Origin of the sequence: Terrabacter sp. MAHUQ-38, from assembly GCF_014518425.1 — a bacterium.
Lineage (GTDB): Bacteria > Actinomycetota > Actinomycetes > Actinomycetales > Dermatophilaceae > Terrabacter.
On the sequence record NZ_JACVCU010000005.1, the window covers coordinates 465,312 to 481,708 of the forward strand.

Here is a 16,397-nt window from a genome sequence, read left to right on the forward strand (position 1 = left end):
ATGGTTTCAGCGCGATGCAGTCACTCCAGGACGCGGTGGACAGGGCGGCGGAGCACACGGGGTTCTCCGGTGTGGTCCGTGCGGACCGCGCGTCCGGTCAGGCGTTCTGCATGGCCTATGGGCTCGCCGACCGCGGCCACGAGGTCCCCAACACGACGGAGACCCAGTTCGCCATCGCCAGCGGGTCCAAGAGTCTGACGGCACTGGTGGTGACGAGCCTGGTCGAGCGAGGAACGCTCGAGCTCCGAACCACGGCGCGTTCGCTGCTCGGGAACGACCTGCCCCTTGTCGCCGACGACGTGACGGTCGAGCACCTGTTGGCACATCGGTCGGGGATCGGCGACTACCTCGACGAGGACGCTGTCGACGACATCCGCGACTACGTGATGCCGGTGCCCGTGCACGAGCTCGCGACGACCGAGCAGTTCCTACGGGTGCTGGACGGACACGAAACGGTGTTCCCCACCGGCGAGCGCTTCGGCTACAACAACGGCGGCTACGTCCTGCTCGCTCTCTTGGCCGAGCGGGCGTCCGGCGTGGAGTTCCACGACCTCGTACGCACCCTCGTCTGCGAGCCCGCGGGCATGAGCGACACCGCGTTTCTGCGTTCCGACGAGCTCCCAGGACGGGCTGCCCTGGGCTACCTGTCGATGGATGGGCTGAGGACCAACGTGTTCCATCTCCCCGTACGCGGCAACGGCGACGGGGGCATCTACTCGACCGCCGCCGACCTCAGCTCCTTCTGGGACGCTCTCTTCGCGGGAAGGATCGTCTCGCCAGAGCTGCTCGCCGAGATGGTGCGACCGCGCAGTGACTGGCCGGAGGAGTCCCGGCGCTACGGCCTGGGGTTTCACCTCCACGCGACGAGCGAAGAAGTCTGGCTCGAGGGGTATGACGCGGGCGTCTCGTGCGCGAGCGTGCACCAGCCCTCGTCCTCCATCACCTTCACGGTCATCTCGAACTGGTCAGAAGGCGCCTGGCCGATCATCCGACTGCTCAGGGACCGGTTCGGCAACTGAGCTCTCCGTCGGCGCCTGCCCCGCACGCCCCGCGCCGTCCTGCCGCTCCCGCGCGGCGGCGAGTTCCATGACCTGCGCGTACGGCAGGCGCCGGATGTCGAGGAATGGCGCGAACGCTAGAACACCCGTTCTCCTACCGGTGCACGAGTTGTCCACGGGCGAGAATCGCGAGCCGGCTTGCCGCACAGACGGATCCGGCCCGAGGCTTCCTCCGCAGGAGCCGAGCGAACGAGTCAGTCGGCCTGCGTGATCGGCAGCGGCGGCAATGGGCACACGTCGAGGTCGAACGGCAGTACCTCGGGCGAGAGGGCGGCCGCCTTCGCGGCATGTGAGGTCATGCGCCGCATGTAGTGGCGCCGGCACAGCACCTCGTACTCCACGAGGCCCGTCGTACCGGGCTTCGTGTCCCCGACCACGACCTGCTCCCCCTCGACGACCATGACGCCGTCCATGACGCGGGCGTTCGTCGTGGCGCGGCGGCCGCACCAGCACAGCGCCTCGACCTGGAGCACCTGCACCCGGTCCGCGAGCTCGATGAGGCGCTTGCTACCCGGGAAGAGCTCGGTGCGGAAGTCGGCGGTGATGCCGAACGCGAAGACGTCGACGTCCATCTCGTCGACGATGCGGGCGAGCTGCTCGACCTGGTCACACGTGTAGAACTGTGCCTCGTCGCAGATGAGGTAGTCGATGCGCGTCCCCGCCGTCGCCCTACCGACGATCGCGTCCCAGAAGTCGAGGTCGTCGCCGACCTCGAGCGCACCGGTCGAGAGACCGAGTCGTGAGCTCAGGACGTTGGTGCCCGCCCGGTCCATCTTCGTGAAGATGAGTCCGACGCGACCGCGCGCGCTGTGGTTGTGGTCCATCTGAAGGGCGAGGGTCGACTTGCCGCAGTCCATGGTTCCGGAGAAGAAGACGAGCTCAGCCACGAGGCAACACCCTAGGCGCCGAGTCGGGGCGGCACCACGACCACCGGCACGGCGAGTTCCCCCTCGCTCGTCGACCCGTGCAGCCCCAGCAGCGCAACGAGCTCGCGTCGCATCAGACCCGAGTGGACGAGCGCGAAGGAGCCGCGCGTGACGACGACGAGGTCGCCGATCCGCCCCGCCACGCCATCACGCACCGGACCGAACCACCCGTCGTCCACGGCCTGCTCGCGAGTGAGCAGGTGCACGCGGTCGCTCAGCCGCGAGCGCCACGCCCGCTCGACGTCGGCCGCAGCACCGGCCTCGGTGTAGAGCTGCAGGTTGCGCGGCTCTCCGCCGAGGTGGCGCACCCCCGACATGAGGTCCGGCTCGTGGAGCAGGTCGATGCGGTCGGCGTACGGGATGTCGATCATGCCGTGGTCGGCGGTGACGACGACCGACGTGTCGTCGGGCACGCGCGCTGCCAGCCGGCGCAGGGCGGCATCGACCGACTCGACCTCGTCGCCCCACTGCCACGACTGGCAGCCGTGCACGTGGCCGACCTTGTCGACCTCGCCCCAGTACAGGTAGACGAGCGCCCGGGGCGTGGCTCGCACCGCGGCGGCGGCGGCGTCGACCCGTTCGTCGAGCGTGCGAGCCGCCTTGAAGCTGCCGCCGCGCAGGGCCGCCGTCGTGAGGCCCGAGCCCTCGAAGTAGTACGGCCCCACCATGGTCACGGAGACACCGGCGTTCTCGGCGGCTTCGAAGACGGTCTCGTTCGGCTGCCAGGTGCGCGGGTCGGGCCCGTTCTCCCAGGACAGCTCGTTCAGCAGCTTGTCGGTGGCCGGGTCGAGCACCTGCATGCCGACGAGGCCGTGCGAGCCGGGCGGCAGTCCGGTCCCGAAGGTGCCCATCGAGGTCGCGGTCGTCGTCGGGAAGCCGCACGGCACGCGGCTCGTCGTGCTGGCCAGACTGCGCAGGAAGGGAGCGTGACCGCTGCGCTGGCGCAGCAGGTCGTGCCCGAGCCCGTCGACGAGCACGACGACGGTGCGCGGAACGGTGGGCAGGCCGAAGACGTCGCGGCCGGCATACCTCGGGACGCCGAGGCGGTCGGCCACGGAGGGCAGCACCGAGGCGAGCGTGCCCGCAGACCAGTCGGTGGGTGGGCCCGGGTCGCCGACGGCGTGGTGGGTCGGCTCGGCGCCGTCATCGTTGCCGGCCTTGCCGGCCTTGCCGGCCTCGCTTGCCTTGTCGGCGCTGTCGGTCCTCGTCATGGGAGGGATGGCTCTACGGTCAGTGGGCGATGCCGCTGCCGATGCTGGCGGAGAGAGTCCGCGCGAAGCGCATCGCGTGACCGACCGCGTCCTCGCCGTCAGCCGCCGAGCTGATGCGCAGAGAGATGTCGTCGGAGGCGATCGTTCCCTCGAAACCGTGGTCGGCCGTGCAGTCCGGGTCGCCGCACTGTGCGGGGATCATGTCCAACCGGCTCACCGCGCCCCAGCCGAGCGTCAGGGTGAGGTCGCGGCCGTGCGTACCGGGCGTGAACGTGTCGGGCTGGGCCACGACGTGCGTCAGCATGACGCCGCGGACGGCTGCGAGCGGCACCGTCTCGGTCGTCGCCGTCGCCATGAGCTTGTCCTCGGACTCGGCGTGGTCGTCGGCGTGTGCGATGACGAGGCGCTGCGGGGTCACCACGAGGACGGTCACGTGCCGACGGACCGTCTCGTGGTCGAACGTCGTCTCCTGGTGCACGAGGTGCGAGACGACCTCGTCGTCGGCGATGGCGGACTCGACGACGTCGCAGACGAGGGACGGGTAGTACCCGGCGCGGGTGATCGCCTCGGTGAGGTCTTCGGGAAGGGCCCGTCCGGTGCCCGGGGTGGCGCGTCGCATACCCCCCATCCTTGCACCCGCGCGCGGGTGGTCCCGTCAGAGCGGCCACCACGCCCGCGCCGGGCGGCCAGCGCCCCGCGGGCAGCCGACCGACAGGTCAGGTCATCCGGCGACGACCCGCGTCCTTGCGCACGAGGGCCGGCCGGACCACGACCTCGGCACCGAGGACGTCGATGCCCCCGGTCCACGCGTTGACGGGGTTGAGCTCGACCGACGACAGCTCGGGGTGGTCGTCCGCGAGCACGGACAACCGGGCGATGAGGTCGGCGAGGGCGGCCCGGTGCACGGGCGCCGCGCCGCGGTGCCCGCTGAGCAGGGGGGCCGCCTTGACGCCGTCGATGAGGTCGGTGACGTCGACGTCGGTGAGCGGCGGGATACGGTGCGCGACGTCGCCCAGCAGCTCGGTCGGCGGACCCGCGACGGAGAAGCTGACGACGGGCCCGAAGAGCGGGTCCTCGCTCGCCCGGATGACGCACGAGACGCCGGGCACGGCCATCCGCTGGACGACGAAGCGGTCGGCGCCCAGTGGGCCCAGCCGCTGGCTGAGCGACGCGTGGGCGTCACGCACGGACTCGGCGTCGACGAGGTCGCCGCGGACGCCGACGAGGCCCGGCTGGTGGCGCACGACGGGCGACGTCGACTTGAGGATGACGGGGTAGGTCAGCTCCTCAGCCGCCTCGACGGCCGACTCGACACCGGTGACCTCGACCGCCGGCCACACGCGTATGCCGTACGCCCCCAGCAGCTCGCGCGTCTCCTCACGGGACAGCGCCCGGCCGTCCGGGCTCCCGCCGAGCAGCGCGTCGATGAAGGACTCGGCACGCAGCCGGTCGATGCCGACGGGGGCGACGGGGATGCCACGGTCGCGCTGGCGCCACAACGCGTACCGCGTGACGGCGTTGAGGGCGCGGATGCCGTCCTCCGGCATGGAGTACGCCGGCACCGAGCGGCGTATGCCGTCCTGTTCGTAGGACATGCCGTCGCCGACTCCGCGCATGCCGAGGAACGTCGCGACACAAGGTTTCTCGTGATCGGCCACGATGTTGCGCACGGCGAGGTGGACCTCCTCGTCGGCTGTGACGAGGGGTGGGATGAAGGCGGCGACGACGCTGTCGACCTCGGGGTCGGCGAAGGCGGCGTCGAGCGCCGCGGCGAACTCCTCGGGCGACGCCTGCGGCGGGAGCGAGACGGGCCCGTGCGTCACCTTGAGGCCCCAGCTGACGCACGCGCTGGCGCTCAGGGCGCCCAGCGCGTCCGAGTTGCCGACGATGCCGACCCGGTCGCCCTTGGGCAGGGGCTGGTGCAAGGTCAGCTGGGCGACGTCGAAGAGCTGGTGGACGTTCTCGACGCGGATGACACCGGCCTGGCGCAGCAGCGCGTCGAACGCCTGGGCGGGCACGTTGGTCACGCGCGTGCGGTGGCCGGGTGGCGCGGCGAAGCTCGAGACGCCGGAGCTGACGACGATCACCGGTTTGACCGCGGCGAGGGACCGCGCGATGCGCGAGAACTTGCGGGGGTTGCCCATGGACTCGAGGTAGAGCCCGACCGTGTCGGTCTCCTGGTCGTCGATCCAGTACTGCATGAGGTCGTTGCCCGAGACGTCGACGCGGTTGCCGGCCGAGGCGAACACGGAGATGCCGAGGCCCCGTCGGGCCGCTGACGCGAGGACGGCGACACCGAGGGCGCCGCTCTGCGCGAAGAGCCCGAGCCGGCCCTTCTCGGGGATGACGGTCGCGAGTGAGGCGTTGAGCCGGACGGCCGGGTCGTTGTTGATGAGGCCGAAGCTGTTGGGTCCGACGATGCGCATGCCGGCACGCCGGACGCGGCGGCGGAGCTTGTCCTGGAGGCGGATTCCCTCCTCACCGGCCTCGGCAAAGCCCGCCGACAGCACGAGGAGGGCCTTGACTCCCGCCTTGCCGCAGTCCTTGACGACGTCGAGCGCCTGCTTGGCCGGCACGACGACGACGGCGAGGTCGACCGGCTCCGGCGTCTCGAGGATGCTGGGGTAGGCCTTGACGCCCTGGACGTGCTCCGCGACCCGGTGGATCGGGTAGAGCTCGCCCTGGAAGTCCGACGCGATGATGTTGCGCATCACGAGCGCGCCGATCGACTCCTCACGGCGGCTCGCCCCGATGACGGCCACCCGCTCCGGGAAGAGGATGGTGCGCATGCTGCGCGACTCGGCGCGGTGCTCGCGGGACAGCTGGACGGCCTTGCTCTGCTCGGTGGGCAGGATGTCGAACGAGACCTCGACGACGCCGTCCTCGATGTGGTGGGTGACCTCGTAGCCCGCATCCTTGAACACCGTGAGCATCTTGCGGTTCTGCGGCAGCACCTCGGCGACGAACCGCGTGATGCCCATCTCCTGGGCGATGGCCGCGAGGTGCTCGAGCATGACCGAGCCGATGCCCTTGCCCTGGAAGTGGTCCGAGATGTTGAACGCGACCTCGGCGGACGTCGGGTCGATCCGGTCGTAGCGGCCGATGCCGATGATCTCGCCGTCGAGGGTCGCGACGAGGGCCACCCGGTCGTGGTGGTCGACATGGGTGAAGCGGTGGACGTCGCGCTCACTCAGCTGGCGCAGCGGCGCGAAGAAGCGCAGGTAGATCGACTCCTCCGACTGACGGCTGTGGAAGTGGCGGATGCCGTCGGCGTCGTCGGGCGTGATCGGCCGGACGTGCGCCACGCTGCCGTCGCGGAGCACGACGTCCGCCTCCCACTCTAGGGGAGCTCCCGTCTGCCGAGCCGAGACCCGCTCCAGCGCACCGGTGTCGTCGAGCTCGCCACCCTCCATGGGGTCATCGTGTCACGTCCCGCCGGCCGTCCTGCGCAGGTGGGAGTCTGGTCGCATGGAGTTCACCGAGGTGGTCCGCGCCCGGCGCATGGTCCGTCGCTACGACCCTGACCGGCCGGTCCCGCGGGAGCTCGTCGAGCGGTGTCTGGCCAACGCCGTCCGATCCCCCAGCGCAGGCTTCAGCCAGGGCTGGGACTTCCTCGTCCTCACCACGCCCGCCGAGCGCGACGCCTTCTGGCGAGCCACGACGGACCCGGACGCGGGGAGCGACCCCTGGCTCGACGGCATCCGGGCGGCGCCCGTGCTCGTCGTGTGCCTCTCGCACAAGGACGCCTACCTCGACCGGTACGCGGCGCCCGACAAGGGCTGGACCGACCGCGACGAGGCCCGCTGGCCGGTCCCCTACTGGGACGTCGACACGGGCATGGCCTCGCTGCTCATCCTGCTCACCGCCACCGACGAGGGGCTCGGCAGCCTCTTCTTCGGGGTCCCGCCCGGGCACCACGACGCCGTGCGCGAGGCGTTCGACATCCCCACGGGTCGCACGATCGTCGGGGTCGTCTCCATCGGGTATGCCGTCCCGGGACCGAAGAGCCCGAGCCTGCGCCGCCACCGGCGGAGCGGGCGCGAGGTGGCCCACTGGGGGCGCTTCGGCGTGGCAGGTGATGGCGCGCGATGAGGCTGCGCGAAGATGGGGTGTTCACCCGCTAGCGGCAAGGAGCACCACCCGGCATGGCCCGTGGAAAGACCACCCCGCCTCCACCCGAGGACTTCGAGGAGAAGATCGTCGGCATCGACGTCGAGGAGGAGATGCAGAACGCCTTCCTCGAGTACTCCTACAGCGTCATCTACTCGCGGGCCCTGCCCGACGCCCGCGACGGCCTGAAGCCCGTGCAGCGCCGGATCCTCTACGGCGCCAACGAGCTCGGCCTGCGCCCCGACCGCGGCCACGTCAAGAGCCAGCGTGTCGTCGGCGAGGTGATGGGCAAGTACCACCCGCACGGCGACCAGGCGATCTACGACGCCCTCGTGCGCATGGCCCAGCCCTTCACGCTGCGCCTGCCGCTGGTCGACGGGCACGGCAACTTCGGCTCGCTCGACGACGGCCCGGCGGCAGCCCGCTACACCGAGGCTCGCATGGCCAACGCGGCGCTGCTGATGGTGTCCGGGCTCGACGAGGACACCGTCGACTTCGTCCCGAACTACGACGACACGCAGCTGCAGCCGGGCGTCCTGCCGGCGGCATACCCGAACCTGCTCGTCAACGGTGCGGCCGGCATCGCCGTGGGCATGGCCACCAACATGCCGCCGCACAACCTCGTCGAGGTCATCGGGGCCGCGCGTCATCTCATCGCGAACCCCACGTGCTCGCTCGAGGACCTCATGAAGTTCGTGCCCGGGCCCGACCTGCCGTGTGGCGGCAAGATCGTCGGGCTCGAGGGCATCCGTGACGCCTACCTCACGGGGCGCGGCAGCTTCCGCACGCGGGCGACGGCACGCATCGAGTCGATCACCCCTCGACGCAAGGGGATCGTCGTCACCGAGCTGCCGTACCTGGTCGGACCCGAGAAGGTCATCGACAAGGTCAAGGACCTCGTGCAGGGCAAGAAGCTGCAGGGCATCGCCGACCTCAAGGACCTCTCCGACCGCCAGCACGGCCTGCGCCTCGTCATCGAGGTGAAGAACGGCTTCAACCCCGACGCCGTTCTCGAGCAGCTCTACAAGCTCACGCCGATGGAGGAGAACTTCGGCATCAACAACGTCGCGCTCGTCGAGGGCCAGCCGCGCACGATGGGCCTCAAGGAGCTCCTCAAGGTCTATGTCGACTTCCGCACCGACGTCGTCCGCCGACGCACGGCCTACCGCCTCGCGAAGCGCGAGGATCGCCTTCACCTCGTCGAGGGCCTGCTCATCGCGATCGTCGACATCGACGAGGTCATCCAGGTCATCCGGTCCTCGGACGACGCCGGCACCGCGCGCACACGGCTCATGGAGGTCTTCGACCTGTCCGAGGCGCAGGCGACCTACATCCTCGACCTGCAGCTGCGCCGCCTCACGAAGTTCTCGCGCATCGAGCTCGAGACCGAGAAGTCCGAGCTCGAGCGGGCCATCGAGGAGCTGCGCGCGCTGCTCGACAGCGAGAAGCTGCTCATGAAGCTCGTCTCGACCGAGCTGGCCGACGTCGCCAAGACGCACGGCACGCCGCGTCGGACCGTCCTGCTCGAGAGCTCGGGCGTGAGCGCGGCCGCCACGGCCGCCTCGCCGCTCGAGATCGCCGACGACCCGTGCTGGGTGCTCCTGTCCTCGACCGGCCTGCTCGCACGCACGGGCACGGCCGACCCGGTCACCGCCGAGGGCTCACGCTCGAAGCACGACGTCGTCATCGGCGCGGTCCGCACGACCGCCCGCGGCGACTTCGGACTCGTCACCTCCGCCGGACGCATGGTGCGGCTGTCGGCGCTCGACCTGCCGACCCTGCCCCCGACCAACGGTGCCCCGAGCCTCTCCGGGGGTGCCCCGCTCGCGGCCTACGTCGACCTCTCCAAGGGAGAGGAGCCGGTGACGATCGTGCCCGTCGGCGCGGACGCCCCGGTCGTGGCGGTCGGCACGGCGAGTGGAGTCGTCAAGCGCGTCACCCCGGACGCGCCGAAGAGCAACGACTGGGACGTCATCAGCCTCAAGGACGGCGATCGCGTCGTCGGCGCGGGTGTGGCCGACCGTGACGACCTCGACCTCGTCTTCGTGACGTCGGATGCACAGTTGCTCCGGTTCGCCGCGAAGTCCGTTCGCCCACAAGGACGCTCGGCCGGCGGCATGGCCGGCATCAAGCTCGCGGCCGGCGCGCGAGTCGCCTTCTTCGGTGTCGTCGACCCCGCGCGCGAGGGCGTCGTCGTCACCTCGGCCGGCTCGTCGGGTGCGCTACCCGGCACCGAGGGTGGCTCGCTCAAGGTGACGCCGTACGCCGAGTACCCCGCCAAGGGCCGCGCGACCGGTGGGGTCCGCTGCCACCGCTTCCTCAAGGGCGAGGACACGCTCGTGCTCGCCTTCGCCGGCAACACGCCCGCCCGTGCGGCTGCCGCCAACGGCGTCGCGGTCGAGCTGCCGAGGGCCGACGGCCGCCGCGACGGGTCGGGCCTCGCGACGACCGCGGTCATCGCCCACGTCGCCGCTCCCCCGGCCACGGAGCAGACGGCCGGCCCGGGCGCCACCACGGTCACCGACGTCGTCGACACCGAAGGCGACGCAGGCGACTCCGGCGACGGGGGCGACGCGGGATGACAGCGACGGCGGACGGCGCGACCGGGGTCCGGGCCGACACCGACCTCGTCGGGCCGGGCGTCGAGAACGACGAGCACCCGGCCACGAGCGGGCACGGCAGTCCGGCATCCGACGCGTGCTCGGTCCAGTGGGACCACGACGGCACGAGTGCGTTCGGCACGGCGGCGACCGCCGCCTTCTTCGTCATCGTCGAGCAGCCTGGTCCTTGGGGACGGGACGCCGCTCGGGAGTCGCACCTCGACCACGACCTCGGCGCCGAGCTCGACGCCCGCACCAGCCACGCCGGAGGGCGGTTCATGCTCGTTCGAAGGCCGGGTGGCCACCCCGCCCACGACGGCCCTCGCCATGTGCTGCTCGCGCACACGGGTGCCCGGGCCGAGGACGCCTGGCTCCTGACGGCCGAGGTCGACGACGTCGGCGACCTCCTGGGCCTCGACTGGGCCGGTCTCGCCCGCGGCAGCCGCGCGCTCGTGCAGGCATCGCTGCCCGGCTCGCGCCCGGCCGAGCCGACGCTCCTCGTGTGCACCAACGGGCGCCGCGACGTGTGCTGTGCCGTGCGCGGACGCCCGCTGGCGGCTCACGCAGCCCGGCTCGCCCCCGGACGAGTCTGGGAGGCATCGCACACGGGCGGCCACCGCTTCGCCCCGACGGCGGTCCTGCTCCCCTGGGGACAGACGTTCGCACGGCTCGACGACGAGGGCGCAGAGTGGGTCCTCGCCGCGAGCGACTCGGGGCACGTCCCCGCCGAGCTGCTCGGCCCGCTTCACGACCGCGGCCGATCTAGCGTCCCGGGCCCGTCGCAGTGCGCCGAGTCCCACGTGCGGCAGGAGACCGGCGAGACCCGGCTCGCGGCGCTCTGGGCCGACCAGCCCGAGCCGACCGACGACGGCTGGGACGTCATGGTGACCCACGCCGACGGTCGGCGCTGGCACGTCGCGGTCACGCGCGCCCCCGCCGGCCGCACGCGTCCCGAGTCGTGCGGCAAGAAGGCGATCGACGTCCTGGAGCACCGGGCCACGATCGTGGAGGCGTGGTTCTAGCCCCGACGCGTCGTCACCAGGGCTTCGGATAGCTCGGCGAGCCTCCACCGGTAAGGGTGTCGTCGCTTCCCTGCTGCTGCTGGTTGCGTTCGATGGTGTTCTGGCGCTGCTGCTCCTGGAGGTAGTCCTGCTCCTCCTGGCTCGGCGTGTTGCCGGGGTCGGGCGTCGGCTGCGGCGGCTGGCTCGGGCCAGGCGCCGGCTGCTCGCCCTGCGGCGGCTGGTCGTCCTGTGCCGGAGGGTCGGCGTTCTTCTCCTCCATGCGCTGCTGGGCCTGCTCGAGCTGCTCACCCGTCTGGCCGCCCTCGGGCGCCTCGCAGAGCGGCGGGCGTTCGCTCGTGATCTTGATGCCCTTGTCGTAGTACTGCTTCCACTCGTCGGTGCGCTCGCGGGCCTTCGCCTGGTCGCCGAGCGCCTCGTAGGTGAGCCCGAGGTTGACCCGGACCTTGCACTCGTCGATGCCACCCTTGGGCACCTGCGCGAACGCCTGCTCGAACCACGGCCGGGCCAGCTCGAAGTGCCCCGAGAGCACGTGCGCGTCGCCGATGGCGAACGGCGATCGGAACTGCTCGACGACGTTGACCCACCCCTGCCTCTCCCCCCAGAGCACGGTGCGCGGCTTGTCACCCGCCTGGTAGGCATCGAGAGTCTGCGCTGCGACCACGTTGAGCGACACGAGCCGTGCAGCGACGAGGACGAGCAGGACGACGAGCGGTGAGGACGCGAGCAGCAGCCGGCGGCGACGGCGACGCTGGTGTGGCGGCAGTGGAGGATTCGCGCGACGTCGCAGCCGCCGTCCGGCACGCTGCGGCGCCTCGGGCCCGCTGTCTGCGCGGGCCGGTGGGTCGTCGAGGAGTGTCATGGCCGGGCCTCCCTCCGTCGCCTGGTCTGCACGAGGGCGGTGACGCTCGCCCCCACCTCCCACGCGGCGATCCCTGCGACGCCGATGAGCAGTGGCCAGTACAGCTCTCGACGGGCGAGGACCTTCTGCTTCTCGATCTCCTCGCTCGTGCCGAACCGCGCGAGGTCGATGCCGTCCACGGCCGGGTCGATGGCATCGCCGGACTCGCGGTGCAGGTAGGGCAGGCCGAGCTGGTTGCCGATCGCGCGCAGCGTGTCCTCGCTGATGACGGACCGGGCGTCCTCGCCGGTCGCCGGGTCCTTGATGTAGGTGCGCGAGGTGTCGAAGCGCGATCGCGTCGCCTTCATCCGTCCGCCTTCGGCCGTGCCGTAGCCGAGCACCGCGCCACCGTTGACGAGCCGCTTGTCGATGTCGAACGGCGTCGGCGCGTCGGGCGCCGTCTGCTCGCCGTCACCCAGGTAGAAGACGACCCGTCCGCGCTCGGGCGTGCGTGCGTCGGCCTGCTCGAGCAGCGTCTTGAGCCGGTCGTTCGCCTGGCTCACCGACGTACCGTGCGAGACCTCGTACGACTCCGGGAGCAGCGTCTCGACCGCGGCGTCGAGCGCCGTCGTGTCGGTCGTGAGAGGCAGCCGCACGCGTGCGTCCTGGTCGAACGTCACGATGGAGTAGCGCGCGCCGGGCAGGTCCGTGGCGATGGCAGCGATGTCGGCGGCGACGCCCTCGATGCGTGGCCGCTCGTCCCCGTAGTCCTCCGCGATGATGCTGCTCGTCGTGTCGACGACGAAGTAGACGTTGAGGTTGGCGGCCGTCGTGTCGACCTGCTCTCCCGGCACCGCCGGCCGCACGGCCGCCGTACCGAGCAGCAGCACCGCAGCCGTGAGCCGCCAGTGCGTGGTCCGGGACTCACCCGGGACGGTGCGCGACGACGGGTTCCACCAGACGGCCGCCAGTCCTGCGACGACGAGGACGAGGAGCACGGGCCACGGCACGACGGGCAGCAGGCTCACGAGGCCCACCTCCGGCTCGCGCCGATGACCCCGACGAGCCCGACGCCCGCCAGCACGATCGGCAGGGTCGGGTTGTCGGAGTACAGCGACCGTGCGGCGGCGTCGATGAGGGTGGCCTCCTGCGCCTGCACCGAGTCGACGATTCCCTTGATCGCCGACTGGTCGTTCATCGCGTAGTACTGGCCCGCGGTGCCGGTCACGACGTCACGCAGCTCGGCCGCCTCCTCGTCGGGGCCGTCCTCCTCGGGGTTGAGCCCGTAGACGCGCACGCCCTTCACCTTGGCCAGCTCGCCCGCCTCGTCGATGTCGATGATCGGCCGTCCGGCCAGATGGTTGTCGGTGGCGAAGACGACCGAGCGTGCCCGCTGCACCTCGACCTTGTCGAAGCTCGACACGCAGGTGGCGAGACCGTCGCCGATGAGCGAGGTGCCGCGGCCGTTGAAGGTGCCGGCGAAGAACGAGTCGTACTCCGGGTCGCCGGTCAACGCGCGCGCGGCCGTGTCGAGCTCGCCGTTGATGAAGTCGTAGTCATCGGTGAGCGGGAACACCGTCGCGGCCGAGGAGTTGAAGATGACGAGACCGATCCGCTCGCCCTCGAAGTTCTTGACGAGCGTCTTGAACGTCGCGACGAGGGTGGCGTCGTAGGCCGCCATCGAGCCGGAGATGTCGAGGCACAGCATGATGTCGCGGCTGCGGGTCTGGGGCTTCTCGATCGTCGTGTCGAGCGGGCGGGCCGCACCCACGAGCGCCGCGCCGCCGAGCAGGACCGCGCTCAGCGCCAGCACCGCCATCCGGATGCGGTGGAGACGAAGCGCCCGCCGGTATGCCGGCAGCTCGGTCAAGGCGGTCGAGTTCGCCACTGCCGCAGCCGCCTTCGCCGACCGATGGGTCAGGTGACGGTAGACGGCGTACGCGAGGAGCACCGCAAGGAGCGTCCCCAGGCTGAGGACGCCGGGGTACTTGAGGTCGAGTCCGTTCAGCTCCACCGCGCCACCACCTGCTTGGCCACGGTGCCCGCCCCGGAGAGCGTCGCCGTCTCGCGCGGACCGAACTCCCCGGGGTACAGGGTGCCGACGACCTCCGACACGGGAGTCAGCCGATCGCCTCGCGCGTTGAGCTCGGTCAGCGTCATCGTCGGCGCGTGGATGCCGGAGACCTCCTGCACGAAGTGTCGGACGAGGACGCTGAGCTGCTGGTGCGCCCGACGCTGCGTGATCTCGCCGGAGGCCGCTCGCTCGAGCACGAGGTCGATCTGTCGCGTGTAGTCCTCGCGCAGTCGAGTCAGGCGGTCAGGCGTGACGCGGGGCGGCACGACGACCTTCCTGGCCCGCGTGCTCCACCACACCCAGGCATACCAGGCCGCGACGAGCGCGAGGATCCCGACGCCGATCCACAGCCACTTCGCGGCGTACGGGTCGGGCGCGTAGAAGCCGGGGGGCGGGTCAGCGGCGAGCACGGCGCTGCCTCTCGAGCAGGCCGAACACCGTGCCGACGACCTCGTCGGACGACCCCAGGCGAGCGTGGTTGATGGCGCGGCGGTCGAGCAGCTCGGTCGTGCGCCGCACCCGCTCGGCCACGGACACGGCATACGCCTGCCTGACCTTGGGGTCGAGGCGCACCAGGGTGGGCAGCGTGTAGGTGTCGGCCACGTCGTATGCCGTCCGGTCGCCGTCGATGGCCGTGGGGTCGGCGTCCTCGACGGTCAGCCAGAGGATCTCGTGCTGGACGTGCAGACGGCGGAGCAGCTCGTCCAGTGCGGGGTCGAGCTCCCTGTCGTCAGCGACGACGAGGAGCACGAGCCGGCGGCGGACGTTGCGCACGACCCAGCGCAGCTGCGTCGCGAGGTTGCTCTGCTCAGCGCCGAGGACGGTCGACGTGTCGATGGCCCTGAGCAGCAGCTCGAGGTGGGCCTCGGTGCCGCGCAGGTCGTGGGCGACGGTGGAGCTCGCAGTTCCCCGGACGAGTCCGACGAGGTCGCCGTGGCGCTGCGCGAGGTAGCCGACCAGACCCGCAGCGGCGATCGCCACCGCCTTCTTCGGCTCCCCGCTGCGCGTCGTGGCGGCCATGCCGCGCCCGGTGTCGATGACGAGCATGAGGTTCTGCTTGCGGGTCGCAACGTAACGCTTGACGAGCGGCGCCTGGTGCCGGGCCGTGGCGCGCCAGTCGATGTCGCGGACCTCGTCACCCGGCACGTAGTCGCGCAGGTCGTCGTAGTCGAGGCTGCGACCGTGGAAGACCGACGCGTACTCCCCCTCGAGCAGGCTTCGCGACTTGCGGCGCGCGTGGACGAAGAGCTTGCTCTTCACCCTCGTCAGGAGCGTCGTCGTCATGTCGCGTCTCTCGTGTGAATCCCGTTCAGGGAGTGCGGATCCCGTTGACCATCGCGTCGATGATGCTCTCGACCTCGACGTCGTCGGCGGCCGCCTCGAAGCCGAGCGTCACCCGGTGCCGGAGCACGCGGTGCGTCAGAGCCTTGACGTCGTCGGGCACGACGTGGTTGCGCCCGTCGACCAGGGCACGCGCGCGCGCCGCGCTCGTGAAGGCGATGCTCGCTCGGGGGCTCGCACCGAAGTCGACGTAGGAGGCGAGCCGTGGCTCGATGTAGTCGCGCGGGTGTCGCGTGACGTAGCCGATGCCGACGATGTAGTTGATGATCGCGGGGTCGACGTAGACCCGTCCGACCAGCGCCTGCAGCCGCTTGACGTCGGCGACGGAGACGACCGGGTCGGAGGGGCTCATGAAGATGCCGGAGTCGATGCGCCGCAGCACTTCGGCCTCCTCGGCCGGCGACGGGTAGTCGAGGACGTCCTTGAGCATGAAGCGGTCCATCTGCGCCTCGGGCAGCGGGTAGGTGCCCTCCTGCTCGATGGGGTTCTGTGTCGCGAGGACGAGGAACGGGTCGGGCAGTGCATAGCTGCGGTCGCCGATCGAGGTCTGCCGCTCCTGCATGGCCTCGAGCATCGCGGACTGGGTCTTGGCGCTGCTGCGGTTGATCTCGTCGAGGAGCACGAAGTTGGCGTGGACCGGCCCGAGCTGCGTCTCGAAGGCACCGGTGTGCTGGTTGTAGACCTGCGTGCCGACGATGTCGCTCGGCAGCAGGTCGGGTGTGCACTGGATGCGGTGGAAGGTGCCGCCGACGGACTGCGCGACGGTCTGCGCGGCCGTCGTCTTGGCGAGACCGGGGACGCTCTCGAGGAGCACGTGACCGCCGGTCAGAAGGGCGATGAGGAGTGTCTCCTGCAGCCGCGCCTGCCCGACGACCTTCGAGGCGAAAGCCGTCGAGATCGCCTCGACGGTCTCGCCCGCCCAGTGCAGCTCGTCAGGGCTGAGGTAGCGGGGCGGGGTGGGGACGGTGTGGTCCGGGGGCGTGTCGATGCCGCCGACGGCGACGTCCTCGTCGGGGGTCTCGGGCGTGCCGGACAGCTCGCGCGGCTCATCGGGCACCGCCGCCTCCTGCGACCCGGGAAGCTGGACCGTGAAGGTCTCCCCGTGGCCGTCCAGCCGGCCGTTCGCCTGGCCGTCCGGCTGCTCGGGCAGGTCGGAGCGCTCGTCGGCGACCGACTCCTCTGCATTCACGTTGCCACCCATCGATTCCCCTTCTCGA

At 71.1% G+C, this 16,397-nt stretch carries 14 protein-coding genes; 4 read left to right on the top strand and 10 right to left on the bottom strand.

From position 1 onward, the window contains the following. Positions 1 to 14: 14 nt before the first annotated feature. Complete coding sequence (locus H9I49_RS20185) at positions 15 to 1,019, top strand: serine hydrolase (RefSeq protein WP_188032159.1); 1,005 nt, start codon at positions 15 to 17, stop codon at positions 1,017 to 1,019. 233 nt (positions 1,020 to 1,252) lie between these two features. Here H9I49_RS20185 and H9I49_RS20190 read toward each other — a convergent pair whose 3' ends face one another. The 4 genes from H9I49_RS20190 to H9I49_RS20205 all read right to left on the bottom strand — a co-directional run bounded on the left by H9I49_RS20190 (position 1,253) and on the right by H9I49_RS20205 (position 6,608). Beyond that, entirely contained in the window at positions 1,253 to 1,945 is a 693-nt protein-coding gene (locus tag H9I49_RS20190) for a thymidine kinase (RefSeq protein WP_188032160.1), read from the bottom strand. 11 nt (positions 1,946 to 1,956) lie between these two features. Continuing rightward, entirely contained in the window at positions 1,957 to 3,195 is a 1,239-nt protein-coding gene (locus H9I49_RS20195) for an alkaline phosphatase family protein (protein ID WP_188032161.1), read from the bottom strand. Positions 3,196 to 3,214: 19 nt separating this feature from the next. Continuing rightward, the gene (locus tag H9I49_RS20200; RefSeq protein ID WP_188032162.1) at positions 3,215 to 3,814 is read right to left on the bottom strand and encodes a DUF5998 family protein; all 600 of its coding nucleotides are present in this window, start codon (positions 3,812 to 3,814) and stop codon (positions 3,215 to 3,217) included. A gap of 97 nt (positions 3,815 to 3,911) precedes the next feature. Beyond that, complete coding sequence (locus H9I49_RS20205; protein ID WP_188032163.1) at positions 3,912 to 6,608, bottom strand: bifunctional GNAT family N-acetyltransferase/acetate--CoA ligase family protein; 2,697 nt, start codon at positions 6,606 to 6,608, stop codon at positions 3,912 to 3,914. Positions 6,609 to 6,663: 55 nt separating this feature from the next. Between H9I49_RS20205 and H9I49_RS20210 the strand changes: the two genes are divergently transcribed. From H9I49_RS20210 to H9I49_RS20220, 3 genes are read left to right on the top strand one after another with little or no spacing between them, the layout of a single operon-like run. Next, positions 6,664 to 7,287 carry a nitroreductase family protein gene (locus tag H9I49_RS20210; protein ID WP_188032164.1) on the top strand — a complete coding sequence of 208 codons (624 nt, stop codon included), beginning with the start codon at positions 6,664 to 6,666 and terminating at the stop codon, positions 7,285 to 7,287. A gap of 53 nt (positions 7,288 to 7,340) precedes the next feature. Further along, entirely contained in the window at positions 7,341 to 9,887 is a 2,547-nt protein-coding gene (locus tag H9I49_RS20215) for a DNA topoisomerase (ATP-hydrolyzing) subunit A (RefSeq protein WP_188032165.1), read from the top strand. Further along, positions 9,884 to 10,927, top strand: coding sequence for a sucrase ferredoxin (locus tag H9I49_RS20220; protein WP_188032166.1), 1,044 nt, complete (start codon positions 9,884 to 9,886; stop codon positions 10,925 to 10,927). Before H9I49_RS20215 ends, H9I49_RS20220 begins: the two co-directional genes overlap by 4 nt. A gap of 13 nt (positions 10,928 to 10,940) precedes the next feature. On the opposite strand, the gene H9I49_RS20225 is transcribed toward H9I49_RS20220, so the two are convergent. The 6 genes from H9I49_RS20225 to H9I49_RS20250 are packed head-to-tail and all read right to left on the bottom strand — an operon-like array spanning position 10,941 to position 16,381. After that, positions 10,941 to 11,786 carry a tetratricopeptide repeat protein gene (locus tag H9I49_RS20225; protein ID WP_188032167.1) on the bottom strand — a complete coding sequence of 282 codons (846 nt, stop codon included), beginning with the start codon at positions 11,784 to 11,786 and terminating at the stop codon, positions 10,941 to 10,943. Beyond that, positions 11,783 to 12,793, bottom strand: coding sequence for a VWA domain-containing protein (locus tag H9I49_RS20230; protein WP_188032168.1), 1,011 nt, complete (start codon positions 12,791 to 12,793; stop codon positions 11,783 to 11,785). The genes H9I49_RS20225 and H9I49_RS20230 overlap by 4 nt, the downstream gene beginning before the upstream one ends. Continuing rightward, on the bottom strand, positions 12,790 to 13,779 hold the full coding sequence (locus tag H9I49_RS20235; protein ID WP_188032169.1) for a VWA domain-containing protein: 990 nt from the start codon (positions 13,777 to 13,779) through the stop codon (positions 12,790 to 12,792). The genes H9I49_RS20230 and H9I49_RS20235 overlap by 4 nt, the downstream gene beginning before the upstream one ends. After that, the gene (locus H9I49_RS20240) at positions 13,770 to 14,249 is read right to left on the bottom strand and encodes a hypothetical protein (RefSeq protein ID WP_188032170.1); all 480 of its coding nucleotides are present in this window, start codon (positions 14,247 to 14,249) and stop codon (positions 13,770 to 13,772) included. The genes H9I49_RS20235 and H9I49_RS20240 overlap by 10 nt, the downstream gene beginning before the upstream one ends. Next, complete coding sequence (locus tag H9I49_RS20245; protein WP_188032171.1) at positions 14,236 to 15,123, bottom strand: DUF58 domain-containing protein; 888 nt, start codon at positions 15,121 to 15,123, stop codon at positions 14,236 to 14,238. Before H9I49_RS20245 ends, H9I49_RS20240 begins: the two co-directional genes overlap by 14 nt. A 25-nt stretch (positions 15,124 to 15,148) precedes the next feature. Then, positions 15,149 to 16,381: a MoxR family ATPase gene (locus H9I49_RS20250; protein ID WP_255524111.1), complete on the bottom strand. Its 1,233-nt coding sequence runs from the start codon at positions 16,379 to 16,381 to the stop codon at positions 15,149 to 15,151. Positions 16,382 to 16,397: the final 16 nt, after the last annotated feature.